The 21,919-nt window shown below is 43.4% G+C and carries 16 protein-coding genes; 11 read left to right on the forward strand and 5 right to left on the reverse strand.

Annotated elements, in window-relative coordinates; genetic code table 11:
• Positions 1-21 precede the first annotated feature (21 nt).
• Both NQ556_RS00530 and NQ556_RS00535 read left to right on the forward strand, forming a co-directional pair.
• Positions 22-957 carry an ABC transporter permease gene (locus NQ556_RS00530; protein ID WP_008374138.1) on the forward strand — a complete coding sequence of 312 codons (936 nt, stop codon included), beginning with the start codon at positions 22-24 and terminating at the stop codon, positions 955-957.
• 8 nt (positions 958-965) lie between these two features.
• Positions 966-1,760: an ABC transporter ATP-binding protein gene (locus NQ556_RS00535; RefSeq protein WP_172679847.1), complete on the forward strand. Its 795-nt coding sequence runs from the start codon at positions 966-968 to the stop codon at positions 1,758-1,760.
• A gap of 672 nt (positions 1,761-2,432) precedes the next feature.
• On the opposite strand, the gene NQ556_RS00540 is transcribed toward NQ556_RS00535, so the two are convergent.
• Positions 2,433-4,412, reverse strand: coding sequence for an ABC transporter ATP-binding protein (locus tag NQ556_RS00540; RefSeq protein ID WP_022220425.1), 1,980 nt, complete (start codon positions 4,410-4,412; stop codon positions 2,433-2,435).
• Positions 4,409-6,172: an ABC transporter ATP-binding protein gene (locus NQ556_RS00545; protein ID WP_022220424.1), complete on the reverse strand. Its 1,764-nt coding sequence runs from the start codon at positions 6,170-6,172 to the stop codon at positions 4,409-4,411. Before NQ556_RS00545 ends, NQ556_RS00540 begins: the two co-directional genes overlap by 4 nt.
• A 203-nt stretch (positions 6,173-6,375) precedes the next feature.
• On the opposite strand from NQ556_RS00545, the gene NQ556_RS00550 reads away from it, so the two are divergent.
• From NQ556_RS00550 to NQ556_RS00565, 4 genes are all read left to right on the forward strand, one after another.
• The gene (locus NQ556_RS00550; protein WP_008374125.1) at positions 6,376-7,740 is read left to right on the forward strand and encodes an MATE family efflux transporter; all 1,365 of its coding nucleotides are present in this window, start codon (positions 6,376-6,378) and stop codon (positions 7,738-7,740) included.
• Between the two features lie 87 nt (positions 7,741-7,827).
• Positions 7,828-8,352: a spore maturation protein gene (locus NQ556_RS00555; protein ID WP_008374123.1), complete on the forward strand. Its 525-nt coding sequence runs from the start codon at positions 7,828-7,830 to the stop codon at positions 8,350-8,352.
• A 186-nt stretch (positions 8,353-8,538) separates the two neighbouring features.
• Positions 8,539-10,782, forward strand: coding sequence for a beta-L-arabinofuranosidase domain-containing protein (locus NQ556_RS00560; protein ID WP_022220423.1), 2,244 nt, complete (start codon positions 8,539-8,541; stop codon positions 10,780-10,782).
• A gap of 212 nt (positions 10,783-10,994) precedes the next feature.
• Entirely contained in the window at positions 10,995-12,047 is a 1,053-nt protein-coding gene (locus NQ556_RS00565; protein ID WP_008374119.1) for a PTS transporter subunit IIC, read from the forward strand.
• Between the two features lie 95 nt (positions 12,048-12,142).
• On the opposite strand, the gene NQ556_RS00570 is transcribed toward NQ556_RS00565, so the two are convergent.
• On the reverse strand, positions 12,143-13,906 hold the full coding sequence (locus NQ556_RS00570; protein ID WP_022220422.1) for a DUF885 domain-containing protein: 1,764 nt from the start codon (positions 13,904-13,906) through the stop codon (positions 12,143-12,145).
• 185 nt (positions 13,907-14,091) lie between these two features.
• Between NQ556_RS00570 and nadA the strand changes: the two genes are divergently transcribed.
• The 5 genes from nadA to metG all read left to right on the forward strand — a co-directional run bounded on the left by nadA (position 14,092) and on the right by metG (position 20,125).
• On the forward strand, positions 14,092-15,000 hold the full coding sequence (gene nadA / locus NQ556_RS00575; RefSeq protein ID WP_022220421.1) for a quinolinate synthase NadA: 909 nt from the start codon (positions 14,092-14,094) through the stop codon (positions 14,998-15,000).
• 70 nt (positions 15,001-15,070) lie between these two features.
• Positions 15,071-16,273 carry an L-aspartate oxidase gene (locus tag NQ556_RS00580; RefSeq protein WP_022220420.1) on the forward strand — a complete coding sequence of 401 codons (1,203 nt, stop codon included), beginning with the start codon at positions 15,071-15,073 and terminating at the stop codon, positions 16,271-16,273.
• A 35-nt stretch (positions 16,274-16,308) separates the two neighbouring features.
• A complete protein-coding gene (gene nadC, locus NQ556_RS00585; protein ID WP_022220419.1) occupies positions 16,309-17,160 on the forward strand; it encodes a carboxylating nicotinate-nucleotide diphosphorylase in 852 nt (283 codons plus the stop codon).
• A 110-nt stretch (positions 17,161-17,270) separates the two neighbouring features.
• Positions 17,271-17,786 carry a transcription repressor NadR gene (locus NQ556_RS00590; protein WP_008374107.1) on the forward strand — a complete coding sequence of 172 codons (516 nt, stop codon included), beginning with the start codon at positions 17,271-17,273 and terminating at the stop codon, positions 17,784-17,786.
• Positions 17,787-18,220: 434 nt separating this feature from the next.
• Positions 18,221-20,125: a methionine--tRNA ligase gene (gene metG, locus NQ556_RS00595; protein WP_008374105.1), complete on the forward strand. Its 1,905-nt coding sequence runs from the start codon at positions 18,221-18,223 to the stop codon at positions 20,123-20,125.
• A 64-nt stretch (positions 20,126-20,189) separates the two neighbouring features.
• Here the strand turns inward: metG and NQ556_RS00600 are convergent, their stop codons facing one another.
• Complete coding sequence (locus NQ556_RS00600) at positions 20,190-20,426, reverse strand: hypothetical protein (protein WP_008374104.1); 237 nt, start codon at positions 20,424-20,426, stop codon at positions 20,190-20,192.
• Between the two features lie 172 nt (positions 20,427-20,598).
• Positions 20,599-21,909: a phosphomethylpyrimidine synthase ThiC gene (gene thiC / locus NQ556_RS00605; protein ID WP_008374102.1), complete on the reverse strand. Its 1,311-nt coding sequence runs from the start codon at positions 21,907-21,909 to the stop codon at positions 20,599-20,601.
• Between the last annotated feature and the right edge of the window lie 10 nt (positions 21,910-21,919).

The raw sequence follows: 21,919 nt of genomic DNA on the forward strand, positions 1-21,919 counted from the left end.
GTATAGAAAGAGGCAAGAACAATGTATTTAGCAGCTTTAGATCCGATGTCTCTTGTGCGTGCACTTCCGGGAAATGTAGCGCAGGGGATCATCTGGGGAATTATGGCGCTTGGCGTTTATATCACCTTCCGCATTCTGGATTTTGCGGATCTGACGGTTGATGGATCACTGGCGACAGGCGGAGCGGTCGCTGTTATGCTGATCCGCGGCGGTATGAATCCGGCACTGGCACTTCTTTTCGCATTTCTGGCAGGTATGGCAGCCGGATTTGTGACAGGTATTTTACATACGTTTTTTGGAATTCCGGGCATTCTGGCCAGTATTCTGACGCAGATCGGACTTTACTCGGTGAATCTCGGAATCATGGGAAAATCCAATCAGGCAGTCAATGTTATGCAGTATAAATTGGTTGCATCGCTTCGTTATGTGACCGGCGAAGGAAGTGAATTGTTTTTTGTAAAGCTGATCGTGGCAGCACTTATCCTGATCGCAATTATTTACTGGTTCTTTGGAACTGAGCTTGGTGCATCGATCCGTGCAACCGGATGTAACCCGCAGATGGCAAGTGCACAGGGAATCAATACAGGCTTTACAAAGGTTCTGGCGCTTATGATCTCCAACGGACTTGTGGGACTTTCCGGTGGGATTTACGCACAGTACCAGGGAGCAGCCGATGTTAATATGGGACGAGGTGCCATTGTAATCGGACTTGCAGCCGTTATCATCAGCGAAGTTATTTTTGCAAAATTCTGTGCAGGCAGAAAAGCAGCCTTTGCATTTACACTGGGAGCAATCTTTATCGGAGCGATTATTTACTATATTGTAATCGCACTGGTATTGTGGCTGAAGATGCCTTCTGATTATATGAAACTGTTCTCAGCGGTAGTGGTTGCATGCTTCCTTGCAGTTCCGTACATGAAGGGTAAATATTTTACAAAGAAACGGAGGACTGCATAATGGGATATATGTTGGAAATCCAGAATATTCATAAAACCTTTAATCCGGGAACGATCAACGAAAAGGTCGCACTTAACGGAGTGAATCTGAACCTCAATCCGGGTGATTTCGTGACTATCATCGGTGGAAATGGTGCAGGAAAATCCACCACACTGAATGCGATCGCAGGAGTGTGGTCTGTAGACGAAGGAAAGATCATCATTGACGGAGTGGATATTACAAAGCTTTCAGAGCATAAAAGAGCACTTTATCTGGGAAGAGTTTTCCAGGATCCGATGACTGGAACTGCGGCAACCATGTCGATTGAAGAAAATATGGCGATCGCAGCCAGACGTGGCGAGCGCAGAGGTCTTGGATGGGGCATTACGAAAAAAGAGCGGGAGCGCTATAAAGAAGCCCTGAAAGAACTTGATCTTGGACTGGAAGACCGTCTGAGCAGTAAAGTCGGACTTCTTTCTGGTGGACAGCGACAGGCGATCACTCTTTTGATGGCGTCTCTTAAAAAGCCAAAGCTTTTACTTCTGGACGAGCATACTGCAGCACTTGACCCGAAAACTGCAGCGAAGGTACTTGCCATCTCCGATAAGATCATTCAGGAGCATCAGCTTACTGCAATGATGGTAACACATAATATGAAAGATGCCATCGCGCACGGCAATCGCCTGATCATGATGCATGAAGGAAAAATTATCTACGATGTATCAGGAGAAGAGAAAAAGAATCTGAAGGTTGCAGATCTGCTGGCGAAGTTTGAAGAAGTCAGCGGCGGCGAGTTTGCGAATGACCGGATGATGTTGTCGTAAAGAATATTTTGAAAATAAAATAATAGTAGAAAACAGGAACGAGGTTTTACGATTGATGTAGAGCCTCGTTTTTTTGCACGTCTTGTTTAAATGTACTATTAAAAAACAGAGCAGATTCTAAAATACTATAAAATCATAGAGAATACCTATTAGCAATACAGGATAGAAATTATCAATGAATCTCTTGAAAAATCCGGAATGGAAGAGAAAGAGGCAGAAGAAAGCCAAAGGACATTCCGTTGCATGCCATAGGGCGAAAGAAATCTTGTAAAGAAAATTGACATAAAAGTGTAAAGATGCTAGTATAATAAATAGAAAAGGTGCTACCGATGACGGTTCGCCTGATATTATTTGGTTATTAAAAATAACCGCTCATGTTTTCTCAGGACGATGGGCGGTTATTTTTGCGTCTTGGAATCATGCTTTCCACGCACATACCCAAGACTGTAAAAAGTCGCACACAGTGAAATCACTGCAATAAGGTCAGTAATGGTCAGCATAAGCTAGTTCTCCTTTCCAAGATTTCTCAATTAAGAGATGATCTATGTAATCGGAGCTATGAACCCTCCGCACAAAGCGAACCGCCATTCACGTCAGTGTGAAATAGCACCTTGAACTTATGGTAACAAACATAAAGAAGAAAATCAATATAAAATAAAATGACAGAATTGTCTAATCCATCAACTGCAATTCGTACAATTTCTTATACAACCCATCCTTCGCCAGCAGCTCCTGGTGGGTTCCGGATTCTTTTATTTCCCCGTGATGCATCACAATAATTTTATCTGCATGCTGGATCGTAGAAAGCCGGTGCGCGACCATGATCGTAGTTCTTCCATCCATCAGTCGTGCAAGTGCCTGTGTGATCAGTGTTTCGGTTTCTGTATCGATGTTGGCAGTTGCTTCATCGAGAACAAGGATCTTCGGATCATAAGCAAGTGTCCGTGCGAAGGACAAAAGCTGGCGCTGCCCGGCAGATAGAGTACTACCGCGCTCTGTGACCGGCTCATCATATCCGTGTGGCAGTTTCTGAATAAATGGATCTGCATTTACAATTTCGGCAGCCCGTCTGACATCGTCCGGTGAGATTGCTTCATTATTCAGCGAGATATTACTTTTGATGTCTCCGGTGAAGATGAAGACATCCTGCTGAACCTGACCAATCGCACCGCGGAGTACATCCAGATCAATTTCATGAATATCAATCCCATCAATCAGGATCTGTCCCTTCTGAATATCAAAATATCTTCCGATCAGATTTAAAATTGTAGATTTTCCTGCTCCGGTAGCACCGACAAAAGCAGCCTTTTCACCCGGATGGATTACAAAACTTACATCTTTTAAAATATAATTTTCCTCTTCGTAGGCAAACCAGACATGGCGGAATTCAATTTCACCAAGAATATTGACCGGAGCCGGATCGGTCGGAGATACGATTTCTGGTTTTACATCAAGAACACTGAAAATCTTTTCTGCGGAAGCAATGGAAGACTGCAGGGTTCCAAGCTGTTCGGAAAGCTCCTGGATTGGCTCAAAAAAGGAGCTGATGTAGGTAATAAACACGAACAGGGTTCCGAGAGAAAGACTTCCATTTAACACAGAAAGGCTTCCGGTACGGATAACAAGGATCATGGCAATAACCGAAACCAGATAGATTGAAGGCCGGAAGATCGCAAAAGTCATGATCTCGCGGAAATTGGCACGGTACAGTTCCATAGATTTGCCTTCAAATTCACTGTATTTCTCTTTTTCGCGTGCAAAGATCTGGATCAGCTTCATACCGGAAATATGTTCGGACAGGAAGGTGTTCAGCTCTGTGATTTTATTTCTTGTGATCTGGTAAGCTTTTCTGGAGAGATGCCGGAAAACAAAAGTCAGGATTGCAACCAGAGGTAAAAGCAGGAAGGATATACCTGCCATTTTCACATTAATTGAGAGCATGACAACAGCGTAACCAATAATCTTAACAACGTTTTTAAAAAGTTTCACAAGAATGGTGGAAAACAGTTCGTTGACTGCTTCAGTATCGTTAGATACACGTGTTACGAGCTTGCCAACCGGTGTTGTATTGAAAAAAGAAAGTGACAGGCTGTGTATATGTGTAAATGTTTCTTCACGCAGTTTGTACACGATCTGCTGCCCCATCTTCTGTAAAAGCCAGGTGTCGGCAAGGTTCAGGAAAAATCCGCTAAAAAGCAGCAGAAGAAACAGGATTCCGGCTTTTAAGATCCCCTTAAAATCATTTTGTCTTAAAACCTTCAGATCATTGGAAGTAAGCTTCTGTGCACCTTCTCTGACATAATTTTTTAAAACAGATGTATCGGCATTTTGTAGTGCAGTACATTCAGCGCGGGTGAGATTTTCTGCCATGTAATAGTGATCCTTCCAGAGAAAAATCTGATAAAAGGAAGCAGAATCCGCCTTAGATACTGCCTGGTCGCGCGACAGTACAAGACCGTTCCAGTTTACAGCGTCCGAAGCAGAAACGTCGGCTTCTACATACGGATGATAATAACCGTTGATATACTGGTCGATTGCATTTCCGACGATAATCGGGCGGTAAAGTTCCACAGCAATGATAAAGAGAACCAGGACAGTTGCCAGGGTCATTACCCATTTATGCGGTTTTAGATAACTTAAAAGTCGTTTCATCTTATGGCTACCTCCTGTTCTCCAATGGAAGCTTCCAACTGTTGCTTTTCAAACATATCTTTATAAATACCATTTTTCTGAATCAGTTCGGTGTGTGTTCCAAGCTCTTTCATTTCCCCATTTTCAAGTACCATGATCAAATCGGCATGCTGTACCGTGGAAATTCGGTGTGCAATCAGGATTGTTGTTTTTCCTTTACGATCGTCCCTGAGATTATGTAGGATATGTTCTTCTGTATCGGTGTCGACAGCGGAAAGGGAGTCATCAAGGATCAGGATCGGTGCATTTTTTATCAGGGCGCGGGCGATGGAGCTGCGCTGTTTCTGACCGCCGGAAAGCGTAACGCCACGTTCGCCGACGATCGTATCATAGTTGTCCGGAAAATTTGCAATATTATCGTGAATGCAGGCTGATTTTGCTGCGGCGATAATACGGCTCATATCCTGTGATTTTGTACCGAATGCAATATTTGCTTTCAGAGTATCGGAAAAAAGAAAATTATCCTGTGGTACATAAGCAATATTCTCACGCAGAGTTTTCAGCGGAATTGTGTTGATATCATGGCCATCCAGATAAATCATGCCTGGCTCGGTGTTGTAAAGCCGGAGCAGGAGATTGACCAGAGTGGACTTTCCGTTGCCGGTGCGCCCGATGATGGCAAGGGTTGTCCCGGATGGGATGTCCAGATTGATATCATGCAGTACCGGAGAAGTATTTCCAAGGTGCGTAAAGGTCAGGTGATCAAAACGGATATCCCCGTGCAGGGTATCTAAAGTTGTGACAGAAGCAGTATCTTTTACATTTGTCTGTGCTTCCAGGATTTCCTGTACACGGCGGATGGATGCAGTTCCCTGGGAAAACATGACGGCAGCTTCGGAACAGGCGAGCATCGGCCATACCAGCATATTGACATACTGATTGAAAGCTACGAAGCGTCCGAGTGTAATCTGTCCGATCAGGGCGAGGTATCCCCCATAAAGGAGTGAGGCAAGACTGGAAAATCCGATGATCACATCCAGAAGCGGGATCAGGATGGCTTCCAGCTTTGCGATGCGCATACTTTTATCCATGGTATCCTGGTTCTTTTTGGAAAAAGAAAGGATTTCTGCCTGCTTGCGAACAAAGGCCTTGATCACACGGATCCCGGAGAAGCTTTCCTGTACAAAGTCGGCAAGATTGGAAACACTGTCCTGACGTTCGGTGTAGAGGTCATCCAGTACCTTTCCGTAATGCATATAGCCGAGGCAGATGATGACCATCGGGATCAGTGCCAGAAGGGTCAGTTTTATATTGACATAATACATCATCTGGCAGACGACCAGGAGCGTCATGACTACGGAATCAAAGATGCAGATGACAGCAGGGCCAAGTGCCATGCGGACCGCATTTAAGTCACTGGTAAACCGGGTCATCAGATCACCTGTTTTGTGGCTGTTGTAGTATTCCACATCCATAGTTTCCAGATGGGAAAACATTTCATTACGCAGTTCACGCTCGATAATACGTGCGGTTCCAAAAAGAAAATAACGCCACAAAAAACGGCCGACTGCAAGCAGAAGACCAATCAGAAAGATCCCAAGAAGACAGGTACGAATGGAACTCCAGGTAATGCTGCGCGCGGTAAGACCATCGGTAATGATACCGGTCAGTTTTGGAATAAATACACTTGCCGCATCTACAGCAAAAAGAGTAAGGATTCCGGCAATATAGCGATATTTGTATCGCCTGACATATTGCATGATAAAGGGCAGTGGTTTCATATCAATGCCTCCTGAAAATGATAATTTTTTTCTATATAAACTATTATAGAGGATAGAATCTGGGGTGTCAAAGATTCCGTCAAATAAACGGGAAATACTTTGTGAAACAGGGGAAATTTCGTGAAAACGACAATTGCAATTTAAGATACATTTTTCTATAATGACGAAAGGTAAAATGTTAATAAGATAAACAGAGGGAATATATGAAAACATTACAGAAAGATTTGACGACCGGGAATCCGGGAAAAATTATTTTTAATTTCACACTGCCGATCTTCATTGGAAATGTATTTCAGCAGTTCTACAGTATGGCAGATACGATTATCGTAGGAAAGTTCGTGGGAACCAAAGCACTTGCGGCTGTTGGAAGTACGGGAACGATCATGTTTCTGATCAATGGATTTATACTGGGAATGACGGCAGGATTTACCGTACTTACGGCACAGAAATTTGGCGCGGGTGATATGAAAGCAATGCGCAAGACTGTAGGAAATGCCGCGATTCTGGCGATTATTATGTCTCTTATTATGACTGTGCTCGGAATGATGGCAATGAAACCGCTTCTTGGGATTATGAAGACACCGGATGATATTTTCAAGGATGCCTATGCGTATATTATGGTAATCTGTGGTGGAATTGCGGCGCAGATGCTATATAACTTTTTATCCAGTGTCTTGCGGGCACTTGGTAACAGCAAGGTTCCGTTATATTTCCTGATTCTTGCGGCGTTGCTCAACATTGTGCTGGATATGGTATTTATCATTGCGTTTCACATGGGCGCAGCCGGTGCGGCATGGGCGACCGTGATTTCGCAGGGGATTTCGGGAATCCTGTGTCTGGTATATATTGTGAAGGCGGTTCCGATCCTGCATTTACATAAGGAGGACTGGCGTCCGAGCGGACATCTGCTGAAGATCCAGCTTGCAGTCGGAATCCCGATGGCTCTTCAATATTCGATCACAGCGATCGGAACCATGATGGTACAGACTGCCCTGAATCTGCTTGGCTCCACACAGGTAGCAGCATTTACCGCAGCGAATAAGATCGAGCAGATCGTGACGCAGGCATATGTTGCGATGGGAACCACGATGGCAACCTATTGCGCACAGAATATTGGAGCAGGTAAGATCAAAAGGATCCGTCAGGGATTTAGGTCAATTACGATCATGGGAAGTATCTATTCAGTCGTAGTTGCGGCGATCATTATGACGGTTGGGAAATATATGACGTATCTGTTCCTGTCTGGGGATCTGACAGAAATTATGCATTCCGTGGATATTTACCTGAAATGCGTCGGTACTTTCTTTATTCCGCTTACCGTTGTAAATGTTTACCGGAATGGAATCCAGGGAATGGGATATGGACTGCTCCCGATGATGGCTGGTGTGGCTGAGTTGGTTGGCAGGGGCGTTGTTGCCATGATCGCGGCAGGGCAGAAGAGTTACTTTGGAGTATGCATGGCAAGTCCGGCGGCATGGATCCTGGCAAGTGCGTTGCTGATCGTGATGTATTATTATGTGATCCATCAGAATGAGAAGCGGTTTGCGAAGTATGCGGATGAGGAATAGAAAAGTTTTCTTTATAAAGCAAACGGAATGAATAACAGCTCCGGCGAATATACTTTTTAGTAAAGTGGTTCGCCAGGAGCTGTTTTTATGCGCCTTTTTTTATACATATCTGACTTTATAGTCCCTTTTATGATTTTGTCCATTCTTATATATGGAATTTTTGCAGGAGTGAATGTATATGATACTTTTATTCAGGGAGCAAAGCGTGGATTTTGGACGGTCGTGCGGCTGATGCCGACGTTGATCGGATTGATGGCGGCAGTGGGGATTTTGCGTGCATCGGGTTTTCTGGAATTTATATCGGAAATAATTGGAAATGTGACGGAGCAGATTGGATTTCCGGGGGCATTGGTTCCGCTTACGATTGTGAAAATGTTTTCGTCCTCTGCCGCAACGGGATTATTGCTTGATATCTATAAGGAATTTGGAACGGATTCGAGAAACGGAATGATCGCTTCAATTTCGATGGCGTGTACGGAAACGATTTTCTATACGATGTCTGTGTATTTTATGTCAGCAAAGGTGAAAAAAACCAGGTATACTCTTGCCGGAGCACTTATTGCAACATTTGCAGGGCTTGCAGCGAGTGTGTGGCTGGCGGCACTTGTATAAATAAAAGTTGTATATAAAAATTATCGAATGTTGTATTCAGATTTTTTTGAAAAATGTATATATCGCACAATAAAAATGACTACAATTAACAAAAAATGTGCAAAATCTTGACAAAGAATGGAGAGAAACATAGAATATAGTCTATAGATGGTTCGAATCCAATTTTTATACGAAAAGGAGCAAAACATGAACGCAGCAGAAATTATTAAAAAAGATTTGGATGCAATTTATATTGGGAATCTGAGCACAGTAGATGACGATCTTACACTCCCGGAGAATGGAAAATACGGTGCTCAATTTACCTGGGAGACAGGGGAAGAAAGATTTATTGACAATACAGGAAAGGTACATCGTCCGCTGCATGGTATGGGAAACCGTAAAGTTACACTGACGGTTACCGCAACATATGAAGGATGTAGTGAGTCAAGAGAATATGTGGCGACCGTATTGCAGGAAGCAAAAGAAAATATCGTAAAAGAAGTACGTAAAGTCGTCCTTAATGCACTGGTCGGTGAAGAAGCACATCTTCCGTCTGTTGTGATCGTATATACAGAAGATGGACGCCGCATGACAATGCCGGTGAAATGGAATACATATGAGCCGGCAAAAGAAGAAAAAGTGGTTGCAGTTGCAGGTGTGATCGATGGAACAGAAAAGGAAGCATCTGCAGAGATCCATTATAAAAAGGAAATAGTACCAGTAAAAGGACCGAAGAAAAAAGTGGGTTATTTTCCACTTGGACAGGTTCGGTTGAAAGAAGGAACTCTTTATTATAAATACCAGAAGCTGATGGAAGAATATCTTCTTGGAATTGACGATGACCAGATGCTTTATAATTTCCGCAAAGCGACCGGACTGGATACAAAAGGGGCACCTCCGATGACCGGTTGGGATGAGGAAAGCTGTAAACTGAAAGGGCACACGACAGGACATTATCTGTCGGGTATTGCACTTGCATTTGCAGCAACCGGCAATCTAAAATTTTTAGATAAAGTCAATTACATGGTAGCAGAGCTGAAAAAGTGCCAGGATGCATTTGCGGCAACCGGCAAATATCACAGAGGATTTTTAAGTGCATACTCAGAGGAACAGTTCGATCTTCTGGAAGTATATACCAAGTATCCGGAAATCTGGGCTCCGTATTATACTTTGGATAAGATTATGTCTGGATTATATGATTGTCATGTACTTGCCGGAAATGAGACGGCAAAAGAGATCTTGGACTTGATGGGAGACTGGGTATATGACAGACTTTCCCGTCTGCCAAAAGAAACACTGGATAAAATGTGGGCAATGTATATTGCAGGTGAGTTTGGTGGTATGCTTGGAACAATGGTAAAAGTCTATGAGCTGACCGGAAAAGAAAATCATCTGAAGGCTGCAAAACTTTTTGAAAATGAAAAGTTATTCTATCCGATGGAAGAAGAATGCGATACATTGGAGGATATGCATGCAAACCAGCATATTCCGCAGATTATCGGTGCAATGGATCTGTATCGGGCAACTGGTGATGAGATTTATTGGGAAATCGGAAAGAATTTCTGGAATATCGTGACTGGTGGACATACATATTGTATCGGTGGGGTTGGTGAGACTGAGATGTTCCATCGTGCAAATACAACGTGTTCTTATCTTACGGATAAGGCTGCTGAAAGCTGTGCAAGTTATAATATGCTGCGCCTGACCAGTCAGTTATTTGAATATACGCGAAGCGGCAATCTGATGGATTATTATGATAATACGCTGAGAAATCATATCCTGACATCAAGTAGTCATAAATGTGATGGTGGAACGACTTATTTTCTTCCACTTGGTCCGGGTGGCAGAAAAGAATTCTTCCTTTCAGAGAATTCCTGCTGTCATGGAACCGGTATGGAGAGCAGATTCCGTTATATGGAAAATATTTATGCGCAGGATGAAGATGCGCTTTACATTAACCTTCTTGTAGATTCCGTGCTGACGGACGAAAATGGAAAAACGATGATTGAACTTCAGAGTGTGGATGAAGAAGGTGTAATGGAAATCCGTTGCCAAAAGGATCAGAAAAAAGTTCTTAAAATCCATATTCCGGCATGGGGGCAGAAGGATTTTAACGTGTCTGTAAATGGAAAAGTTCTTGCAAATACAGCACTTCATGATGGATATCTGGTAATTGATGCAGATCCGAAAGCCGGAGATGTGATCCGACTGGAACTTCCGATGGAATTCCGTGTGTTGGATAACAAGTCTGATGCGGCATTTGTCAATCTTGCATATGGGCCATATATTCTTGCGGCACTTTCAGAGGAAAAAGAATTCCTTACAGCACCGGCAGTAGAAGAAATTCATAGGGTTGATGGAAAATTACAGTTTGAAGCGAATGGAATGAAGATGATCCCTCTTCCAAAAGTAGATATGGAAGCTTATCATGTATATTTTCATAAAGAATAAAAATAAGAAATAAAAAGCAGGAGTGTGCAGTTAAAAAATGTACACTCCTACTTTTTAGTCATATCAGTTATATCATACTTTTGCGAAGATAAGAGATTTAAATAAAATCTTCTTGACGGATTCTGCAAAACAGTGGATAATATTGCACAGTAATCACATGTGACAAGACAGTAGATTATACACTAAAAGAATGACAGGAGCAGGAGAAAGTTATGAAAGAGTTTCTAAGAAAGAAAAATATTATCTTTTCAGCGAAGCGATACGGAATCGATGCGCTTGGTGCAATGGCGCAGGGACTGTTTGCATCGCTTCTGATCGGTACGATCATCAGCACACTCGGAGAACAGCTTGGTATAGGAATCCTTGTAACAGTAGGCGGTTATGCGAAAGGAGCAACCGGAGCTGCGATGGCAATCTCGATCGGAGTAGCACTTCAGTGTCCGCCACTTGTATTGTTTTCACTGGCGGCAGTCGGAATGGCAGCAAATGAACTTGGGGGTGCCGGAGGACCTCTTGCGGTTTTGGTCGTTACGATTTTTGCAGCAGAATTTGGAAAACTGGTTTCAAAAGAAACAAAAATAGATATTATTGTGACACCTTTTGTGACGATCTGTGTGGGGGTTCTGCTTTCACTGGGATGTGCACCGGCGATCGGAGCAGCGGCAAGTACCGTAGGAACTGCGATCATGTGGGCGACTGAATTACAGCCATTTTTCATGGGAATTATCGTATCTGTGATTGTTGGTATTGCGCTGACACTTCCAATCAGCAGTGCAGCGATCTGTGCGGCACTTTCACTTACCGGGCTTGCAGGAGGTGCTGCTGTAGCCGGCTGCTGTGCACAGATGGTTGGTTTTGCGGTTATGAGTTTTAAGGAAAATAAATGGGGTGGTCTTTTTGCACAGGGAATAGGAACCTCGATGCTCCAGATGGGAAACATTGTGAGAAACCCGAGAATCTGGCTTCCGCCGACACTGGCATCCGCAATTACCGGTCCGGTCGCAACCTGTATCTTTCATTTGAAGATGAACGGTGCGGCAGTGGCATCCGGAATGGGAACCTGCGGACTGGTCGGACAGATTGGTGTGTACACTGGCTGGGTAAATGATATTGCAGAAGGAACCAAAGCTGCGATCACCGGAATGGACTGGGCAGGTCTGGTGCTGATCTGTTTTATTCTTCCGGCAGTGCTTTCCTGGGCGATTGCGATTCCGATGAGAAAATGTGGCTGGATCAAGGAAAATGATCTGAAACTGGATCTGTAGATTCAAGTGTAAATTATATAAAATGTGTTTGATGGGCTATCCTGTGGGAATGTTTCGGATTCTCACAGGATAGTTTTATTTTGTGTGAAATAGGATCAATTTAATAAATTTTTTTCCACCTCATCATATACGATCTCAAATGGCGCCGGTCCCACATCCAGTACCGCCCTGTGAAATTCTTTCTGGGAGAATTGATTTCCCAGGGCATCTGCCATCTCCTTTTTCAATTCATAAAATTTCAGGTATCCAATATAGTATTTCAGATAATTGGCAGGACTTCCAATGATCAGTTTGTAGACACTCTGTACTGCATTTGGATCATTGATCCCGTAATCGCTGAAAAAGCGGACTGTATCAGTTACAGACCAGCCGTCATAATGAATTCCCATGTCTGCAAGTGCATAAAGTCCAAGAATGACAGAATTGTTTTTCTGGAGAAGGGATGCTTCAGTCTTAGGGAGAGGTGCAAGGTAGTAGGACATCATTTCCGCATAGGTGGCCCAGCCCTCAACGTATCCGCCAAAATCAAGAATGCTTCGAATAGGATCCGGCTCAGAAGCAGAAAAATAGACGGTCTGGTACAGATGTCCGGGATAGCCTTCGTGAGCAAGGGTTGTGTAGAGATTCAGCCCTGAGGCGGTCTGCCCGTTGTTAATGTAGATGACATTTTCCGTTAGATTGTCAATGGCAGGGATCATATAGAAAGCTGGACTTAGATAATCCTGCATGGATTCCGGAACATATTTGACCTGGAAATCAACATCAGGAATTTCCGGGAATGTATCTGTGATTTTGGACCTGAGATCGTCCAGCATGGAATCAGGAGATGTCTGCTCCAAAACAGATGCCTGGGTAAGTGCTGCGTCAGCAGGGAAGAGAACCTTCTGCATGGCACTTAGATCTTCCAGTATCTGTGCCCTGGTCATCAGTCGCAGACGGGAAATGGACTCATTGCAGCCGGTAGTCTGACGCACCAGATATTCATAGTATTTTTTTCCATAAGGGAAATGGCTAAGTCCCTGTTCATTCATTCCTTTTCCTTTCAGCGATTTGATAGCGGTGATTAGATTTTGATAAGCTGGATAAATCTCTTCTGTTACAAGTTTCATATTTTCTTTCTGAAAAGAATCTTTTTTGTTTTCAGGTAAAAGATCCAGTGACGCGATCCGCTCGTTAAATGTACTGACCAGATAATTCTCTTTACCCATATCGATAAAAGACTGGCAGGTGTCCAGAACAGAATCAGCCTGGTAATCCGGCATAAAAAGACCGGAAGTAGCTTTTTTCTGCTCAAACCGGATGACAGAATCAAAATAGGAAGGCGTTTCTTTTAAGAGAGCCAGATAGGTTTCTACATCCTGTGTGTCGTAAAAGCTGTATTCCGAGAGCAGAACAGGCAGCTGCGTATGGATACCGGATACGGGGCCCAGAGGCTCCTGATAAAGCAGATAATCTGTCCCTGTGGATGCATTTTTAAGATAGGTATCCAGGATTTTAAAGGTTAGTGCATTTTCCGAAGAAAGAGTGTCGGGATCAAATTCCTGCAGAGAAGAGAGAACATTTCTGACAGAAGCCTTTGCAGCAACGGGATCAGAAGAAAGACTGCCGTATGTAGCCGGGATGTCCGCGATGCCATAGTCAGAAGGAGAACGCAAGGTATAGTGAAGGCTGATGGTATTTGCGGATACTTCTGTCTGGAAGAGACTACGTGTGAAAGTACGGAATTGCCGGTCGGAGGATTCTGCATGCAGGGAGCTCCAAAATGCATTGCCAGACAGAAAAGAAATCAGAATGACCAGCAGACAACAGGGAAGGATCAGAAAAATTTTTTTCCGGTGTTTAAGAATTAAATGAAACATAAAACTCCAGAAGAAATGATGTTGTTTCTATGTATATGATTTTGATTCTGGAAATATGTATCTCAAACGAAACTTTACAGAAATAAAACAAGTGTCTTGTCAGATGTAAAGTGTGGTGCTATAATGTGCACTATGCTGAAAAAAGATTAGAGATGAGAAAAGAGTCAGTAAGGGAGGATCACGTTATGACAACGGTGGAAGAAATACAGAAGCTTAAAAAAGAGAAGAATGCTGTCATTCTGGCACATTATTATGTGCGGCCGGAGGTGCAGGAAATAGCAGATTATATAGGGGATTCTTTTTACCTGAGCAAGGTAGCAACGAAGCTCCAAGAAAAGACAATCGTATTTTGTGGCGTTTCTTTTATGGGGGAGAGTGCGAAGATCCTGAATCCGGAGAAAACGGTTCTGATGCCGGATATGACAGCAGACTGTCCAATGGCACATATGGCAGATGTGGAGACGATCCGGAAGATGCGGAAAGAGTATGATGATCTTGCTGTTGTCTGCTATATCAATTCAACGGCAGCACTGAAAGAATACTCGGATGTCTGTGTGACATCTGCAAATGCAGTGAAGATCGTAAAAGAACTTCCGAACAAGAATATTTTCTTTATTCCGGATCGGAATCTGGCACATTTTGTAGCCGATCATGTACCGGAAAAAAATTTTGTTTACAACAATGGATTCTGTCCGACTCATGAACGGATGGAACCGGAGGATGTAGCCGAAGTGAAAAGGAGACATCCGGGGGCACAGATCGTCGCACACGGAGAATGCCGTGCAGAACTTCTTGCGATGGCAGATTACGTGGGAAGCACATCAGGAATCATCCAGTATGTAACGGCAAGTGATTGTCAGGAATTTATTGTCTGTACAGAAGAGGGTGTGGGTTACAAGCTGAAGGAACAGAACCCGGAGAAGACATTCTATTATCCGGACAAGCTACCGGTATGTCCGAATATGAAAAAGAATACGCTGGAGAAGGTATTGCATGTTTTGCAGACTGGTAAAAATGAGGTTCACGTAGATGCAAAACTTCGGGAAAATTCCAAAAAACCGTTAGAGAAAATGCTTGAGCTTGCTGCAAAATAAAAGAACCGGAAAATCAAAAATAAGAAACAACAGGTGACCGGATAAGAGAACCGGAGTTGGAGGGATAAAGTTGGAGATTAAGACAGATGTAGTGATCGTAGGAACCGGAGTTGGTGGTGCATTTTCTGCACTGAATCTTCCGGAGGATAAAAAGATCCTTATGATTACCAAGTCAGATCTGGAAAGCAGTGATTCATTTCTGGCACAGGGTGGAATCTGTGTACTTCGGGATGATGAGGATTATGAGGGGTATTTTGAAGATACAATGCGCGCAGGTCATTACGAGAACAGGAAAGAATCAGTGGATATTATGATCCGCAGCTCGCAGGAAATTATTCATGATCTGATTGAATATGGTGTGGATTTCGCTAAAAAAGACGGAAATCTTGCATTTACAAGAGAAGGTGCGCATTCCAGACCAAGGATTCTTTTCCATGAAGATATTACAGGGAAAGAGATTACGAGTAAACTGCTCATGCATGTAAAGAAACGAAAAAATGTACAAATACACGAATATACAACTATGACAGACATAATTGTTAAAAATGGAAAATGTGCAGGTATTTTAGCGAAGACGGCAGACGGTGAAGAGATGAAGATCTATGCACAGGATACGATTTTTGCAAGCGGTGGAATCGGAGGAAGATATCAGCATTCTACAAACTTTCCACATCTGACAGGAGATGCGCTTGATATTTCCAGGAAGCATGGAATCCGTCTGGAGCATCTGGATTATGTCCAGATCCACCCGACAACTTTGTATTCTTCAAAACCGGGGCGAAGATTTCTGATTTCAGAATCTGTCCGTGGAGAAGGCGCAGTTCTTTATAATAAAGACGGAGAACGTTTTGTAAATGAGCTTCTTCCGAGAGATGTGGTGACAAAAGCAATCCGGGAACAAATGGAAAAAGACGGAACGGATCATGTATGGCTTTCCATGGAAAATATTGATAAGAATACGATCCTGGAGCATTTCCCAAATATCTGTGAGCGGTGCCGGGAAGAAGGCTATGACGTGACAAAAGAGTGGATCCCGGTTGTTCCTGCACAACACTATTTCATGGGAGGCATCTGGGTAGACAGCGACAGCAGAACTTCGATGGAGCATCTGTATGCGGTAGGAGAGACCAGCTGCAATGGCGTCCATGGGGCGAACCGTCTGGCAAGTAATTCTCTGCTTGAGAGCCTGGTGTTTGCAAAACGTGCGGCACATAAGATTTCCGGAGTGGAAAATGCAGTAAATCCTGTGCTGTTCTGTAAAGAGGCAATATAAAAGAAAAAAATCTGTTTAGAATGAGGAAAAAAGAAATGAATAAGATTACGATGACATTGAATGTAGACCATCTGATAAAAGAAGCATTGCAGGAGGACATTTCCAGTGAGGACGTGACCACCAATGCGGTGATGAAAGAAGCGGTGACCGGAGAGGTGCAGCTGATCTGCAAACAGGATGGAGTAGTTGCCGGGCTGGATGTATTTCACAGAGTATTTGAAATTCTGGATGAAAATGTGAAGACAGATTTCTATTGTAAAGACGGTGACGAAGTGAAAAAAGGAGAATTGATGGGGATTATTACAGGCGATATCCGTGCGCTGCTCTCAGGGGAACGGGTGGCGCTGAATTATCTGCAGAGAATGAGTGGAATTGCGACTTATACACATTCGGTTGCAATGCTTCTGGAAGGAACGAAGACGAAGCTTCTGGACACCAGAAAGACAACGCCGAATATGCGTATTTTTGAAAAATATGCGGTCCGTGTCGGTGGAGGATATAATCATAGATATAATCTTTCCGACGGAGTGCTTTTAAAAGACAATCATATCGGAGCGGCAGGAAGTGTGGCAAAGGCGGTGGAAATGGCAAAGGAATACGCACCGTTTGTCCGCAAAATTGAGGTAGAAGTTGAGAATCTGGATATGGTGCGTGAGGCTGTTGATGCGGGAGCAGATATTATTATGCTGGATAATATGTCGCCGGAGGATATGAAGGAGGCAATCAGGATTATTGACGGACGTGCAGAGACAGAATGTTCCGGAAATGTAACAAAAGAAAATATTGACCGTCTGACGTCTCTTGGAGTAGACTATATATCAAGTGGGGCACTTACCCATTCAGCTCCTGTCCTTGACATTTCGCTGAAGAATCTGCATGCTATTTAAGCTGGTCTGGATTCAGTAAGAGTGAAGACAGGATTTGGCAGACAGAAGAGGAAAGTCTGTAATACGTCAGGCACAGAGCAGAATTGCAGAAAAAGGAGAGTTATATCGGGATGACAGGTTCCAGACGAAGAGAAGAGATTGTCAGCAAAATAAAGAGCAGTGAGGTTCCGGTACCCGGGAAAGAACTGGCGAAGGTATATGATGTAAGCCGTCAGGTCATTGTACAGGACATTGCGCTGATCCGTGCAGCCGGATATGATATCATTTCAACCAACCGGGGATATATTCTGAATGCACCGCATACGGTAACGAGAGTGTTCAAAGTCAGTCATACGGATGAACAGATGGAGGATGAGCTTTGTTCGATCGTGGATCTGGGAGGCAAGGTGGTAAATGTAATGATCAATCACCGGATTTATGGACATATGGAAGCACCTCTTGATGTGGCATCGCGGAGAAATGTCAAAGAATTCATGGAAGGGCTCCATAGTGGAAAGTCCAGTCCGCTTAAGAATATCACTTCCAACTATCATTATCACACAGTTGAAGCGGATTCGGAAGAGACACTGGATCTGATCGAGCAGGTATTGAAGGAAAAAGACTATCTGGTGTCAAATACGCCTTGACAAGTTTCTGATATCTGTGATACGATTTTTTTGATATGGAAAAGCGATGACGAAGAGAGTAGGTCTTTTGAATGTTTACAGAGAAGTCCCGCAGAGGCTGAGAGGGATGGCTGGAGAAAGACTGAAGATGGCTTCTGAGCAGCGCAGGTGAACATAAGGAAGCAACGAATCAGTTTCCTGTGCAAGCATGCGATGGGTTCCGCCCGTTACAGCGGCGAGTGTAGATATGGACTGCCAAAAACAGCAGACTGTACCCGGTGAGATTCTTCTTGTGAGGGAAGGATGAAGAGAAGTGGTAACACGGCAATAATCCCGTCTTCTATATTTTATAGAAGGCGGTTTTTTATTTAACAGGAAGTCTTTGTTAAATAAAAGGCACTACGTGCCGGAGATGTGCACTATTTTTAATTTATAGAAAAAGGAGATAAAGAATCATGGCAGACAAACCAAAATATTATATTACAACTGCAATTGCCTATACATCAGGCAAGCCACATATCGGTAACACATACGAGATCGTGCTGGCAGACGCAATTGCACGTTATAAGAGAAGTCAGGGATATGATGTGTTTTTCCAGACAGGAACTGACGAGCATGGACAGAAAATTGAATTAAAAGCAGAAGAAGCAGGTGTTACACCAAAGGAATTTGTAGATAACGTATCCGGGGAGATTAAGAGAATCTGGGATCTGATGAACACTTCTTATGACAAATTTATCCGTACAACGGATGATTATCATGAGAAAGAAGTGCAGAAGATATTCAAGAAACTGTATGACCAGGGAGATATTTACAAAGGACACTACGAAGGAATGTACTGTACTCCATGTGAATCCTTCTTCACAGAATCTCAGCTTGTAGATGGAAAATGTCCGGACTGCGGACGTCCGGTACAGCCTGCAAAAGAAGAAGCATACTTCTTCAAGATGAGCAAATATGCAGACAGACTGATTGAATATATCAATACACATCCGGAATTTATCCAGCCGGTAGCACGTAAGAATGAGATGATGAACAACTTCCTTCTTCCGGGACTTCAGGATCTTTGTGTATCCAGAACTTCTTTTAAATGGGGAATTCCGGTAGACTTTGATCCGAAGCATGTTGTTTATGTATGGCTTGATGCACTTACCAACTATATCACTGGTATCGGATATCACTGTGATGGTGAAAGCGATGAAATGTTCAATAAGAACTGGCCGGCAGACCTTCATCTGATCGGAAAAGATATCATCCGTTTCCATACGATTTACTGGCCGATCTTCCTGATGGCACTTGGACTTCCGCTTCCGAAGCAGGTATTTGGACATCCGTGGCTTCTTCAGGGCGATGGAAAGATGAGTAAATCAAAAGGAAATGTACTCTATGCAGATGAACTCGTAGATTTCTTTGGCGTAGATGCGGTTCGTTACTTTGTTCTGCATGAGATGCCGTTTGAAAATGATGGCGTAATCTCCTGGGAGCTGATGGTAGAAAGACTGAATTCCGATCTTGCCAATACACTTGGAAACCTTGTAAATCGTACCATTTCTATGACAAACAAATATTTTGGCGGTACAGTTACTGATAAAGGTGTGGCAGAAGAAGTAGATGCAGATCTGAAAGCTGTGACAGAAAATACACCAAAGGCAGTAGAAGCAAAAATGAACGAGCTGCGTGTGGCAGATGCAATCACAGAAATCTTCAATCTGTTCAAACGCTGCAACAAATATATCGATGAGACCATGCCGTGGGCACTGGCAAAAGAAGAAGACAAGAAGGATCGTCTGGAGACAGTACTCTGGAATCTGATCCAAAGCATTTCCGAAGGTGCAAAACTGCTTGAATCCTTCATGCCGGAAACAGCTGAAAAGATCCTGGCACAGCTTGGTGGCGGACATGTGGTAGAAAAACCGGAAATCCTGTTCCAGAGACTCGACCTGGAAGAAGTCATGAAAAAAGTAGAAGAGCTTCATCCAAAGGTTGAAGAAGAAAAGAAAGAGGAAGAAGAAGGAATCGACATCGAAGCAAAACCGGAGATCACTTTTGAAGATTTTGAAAAGATGCAGTTCCAGGTAGGCGAGATCATTTCCTGCGAAGCAGTCAAGAAATCCAAGAAACTGCTCTGCTCACAGGTTAAGATCGGAAGTCAGGTAAAACAGATCGTTTCCGGAATCAAAGCACACTATACACCGGAAGAAATGGTAGGTAAGAAGGTTATGGTTCTTGTGAACCTGAAACCTGCAAAACTCGCCGGAGTGCTTTCAGAAGGTATGTTGCTCTGCGCAGAAGATGCAGATGGTAATCTTGCGCTGATGACACCGGAGAAGAAGATGCCGGCAGGAGCAGAAATCTGTTAATTAAATGATTGGATAAATAAAAACGAGGAGAAGAATCCAGGATCTGGAAACTTCTCCTCAATTTTTAATATTGAGAATTGTCTGATTTTTTTTCATCTGTGATACTTTCTTCGCTGTTCAGCTTTGATTCTAAACCTGCATTCTTTTCTTTCAGTGTGGCAAGCTGGTGATTCAGCTCCAGATTTTGTGAGTACAGTTTTTTGTTCGACTGTTTGAGTGTATGTATTCTGCACATAGAAAAAATAAGGAGAATAGCAAGTACAATAAGAGTAACATCTTTCCATATTATTTTATTTTTCATAAACCTTTCCCTCCCGTTGCATCCTTTTTGCTGTGTAATAATTATACATCAAACCCGAAAATTTACCACTGGCAAAGTGCTATATTTTATAGAACAAATAGAGCGAAAATTAGTGAAAAAGAAAAGAACCGGATAATTTCCGATTCTCTTCTTTTGCAAGTAATCTTTAAGTTTACAGAATATCAATATATTCTCCGGCAAGTGCTTTGTTCATACTTCTTACAGCACAGAATTTTCCGCACATACTGCAGGTATCGCTGTGGTCATCTTCTGGTTTACGACTGTCACGGATTGCCTTTGCTGTTTCAGGATCGAGAGCGCAGGCGTACTGTGCATCCCAGTCAAGAACACGGCGTGCATCTGCCATCTTGTCATCGATATCACGTGCATGCGGGATACCTTTTGCAATATCGGCAGCGTGAGCGGCAATTTTAGAAGCAATGATTCCCTGTTTGGTATCTTCTACGTTTGGAAGAGCAAGGTGTTCTGCCGGTGTAACGTAGCAAAGGAAAGCAGCTCCGCTCATAGCGGCAACAGCTCCACCGATGGCAGCTGTGATATGGTCATATCCAGGAGCGATATCAGTAACAAGAGGTCCAAGTACATAGAACGGTGCGCCCATGCAGATGCTCTGCTGCACTTTCATGTTGGCAGCAACCTGATCCAGCGGCACATGTCCAGGTCCTTCGACCATAACCTGTACATTATGATCCCATGCACGTTTGGTCAATTCTCCGAGACGTACAAGTTCTTCAATCTGGCATACATCTGTTGCGTCGGCAAGACATCCCGGACGGCAGGCATCACCAAGAGAAATAGTTACGTCGTATTCTTCGCAGATGTCGAGGATTTCATCGTAATGTTCATAGAATGGGTTTTCTTCTCCGGTCATGCACATCCATGCAAAGACAAGACTTCCACCACGGCTTACGATGTTCATTTTACGTTTATGTTTTTTGATCTGTTCGATGGTTTTTCTTGTGATTCCACAGTGAAGTGTGACGAAGTCCACGCCATCCTCAGCATGAAGACGGACAACATCAATAAAATCCTGTGCAGTAAGAGTTGCCAGGTCTCTCTGATAATGAATAACACTGTCATAAACCGGTACGGTTCCGATCATAGCCGGGCACTCGTGAGTCAGCTTCTGGCGGAATGGCTGGGTATTACCGTGGCTGGAAAGATCCATGATTGCTTCTGCGCCGAGATTAACGGCACTCATAACTTTCTGCATTTCGATATCGTAGTCTTTGCAGTCGCGGGAAACACCTAAGTTAACATTGATCTTGGTACGAAGCATGCTTCCGACACCTTCCGGATCAAGGCAGGTATGTTTTTTATTTGCACAGATGGCAACCTTACCTTCTGCGACAAGCTGCATCAGTTTTTCAACCGGCATATGTTCTTTTTTTGCTACAGTTTCGATTTCAGGAGTCAGAATTCCTTTTCTGGCAGCGTCCATCTGGGTTGTGTAATTTCTCATGTTGTTTTGC

Origin of the sequence: Coprococcus comes ATCC 27758, assembly GCF_025149785.1 — a bacterium.
In the GTDB taxonomy this organism is placed as follows: domain Bacteria; phylum Bacillota; class Clostridia; order Lachnospirales; family Lachnospiraceae; genus Allocoprococcus; species Allocoprococcus comes.

Coding starts and splice junctions, on each gene's coding strand:
- NQ556_RS00565 (WP_008374119.1), top strand. CDS start 10,995: ATGAAAGAGTTTCTAAGAAAGAAAAATATTATCTTTTCAGCGAAGCGA.
- NQ556_RS00560 (WP_022220423.1), top strand. CDS start 8,539: ATGAACGCAGCAGAAATTATTAAAAAAGATTTGGATGCAATTTATATT.
- NQ556_RS00600 (WP_008374104.1), bottom strand. CDS start 20,426: ATGAAAAATAAAATAATATGGAAAGATGTTACTCTTATTGTACTTGCT.
- NQ556_RS00535 (WP_172679847.1), top strand. CDS start 966: ATGTTGGAAATCCAGAATATTCATAAAACCTTTAATCCGGGAACGATC.
- thiC (WP_008374102.1), bottom strand. CDS start 21,909: ATGAGAAATTACACAACCCAGATGGACGCTGCCAGAAAAGGAATTCTG.
- NQ556_RS00545 (WP_022220424.1), bottom strand. CDS start 6,172: ATGAAACCACTGCCCTTTATCATGCAATATGTCAGGCGATACAAATAT.
- NQ556_RS00590 (WP_008374107.1), top strand. CDS start 17,271: ATGACAGGTTCCAGACGAAGAGAAGAGATTGTCAGCAAAATAAAGAGC.
- nadC (WP_022220419.1), top strand. CDS start 16,309: ATGAATAAGATTACGATGACATTGAATGTAGACCATCTGATAAAAGAA.
- NQ556_RS00555 (WP_008374123.1), top strand. CDS start 7,828: ATGCGCCTTTTTTTATACATATCTGACTTTATAGTCCCTTTTATGATT.
- NQ556_RS00540 (WP_022220425.1), bottom strand. CDS start 4,412: ATGAAACGACTTTTAAGTTATCTAAAACCGCATAAATGGGTAATGACC.
- NQ556_RS00570 (WP_022220422.1), bottom strand. CDS start 13,906: ATGTTTCATTTAATTCTTAAACACCGGAAAAAAATTTTTCTGATCCTT.
- NQ556_RS00550 (WP_008374125.1), top strand. CDS start 6,376: ATGAAAACATTACAGAAAGATTTGACGACCGGGAATCCGGGAAAAATT.
- metG (WP_008374105.1), top strand. CDS start 18,221: ATGGCAGACAAACCAAAATATTATATTACAACTGCAATTGCCTATACA.
- NQ556_RS00530 (WP_008374138.1), top strand. CDS start 22: ATGTATTTAGCAGCTTTAGATCCGATGTCTCTTGTGCGTGCACTTCCG.
- nadA (WP_022220421.1), top strand. CDS start 14,092: ATGACAACGGTGGAAGAAATACAGAAGCTTAAAAAAGAGAAGAATGCT.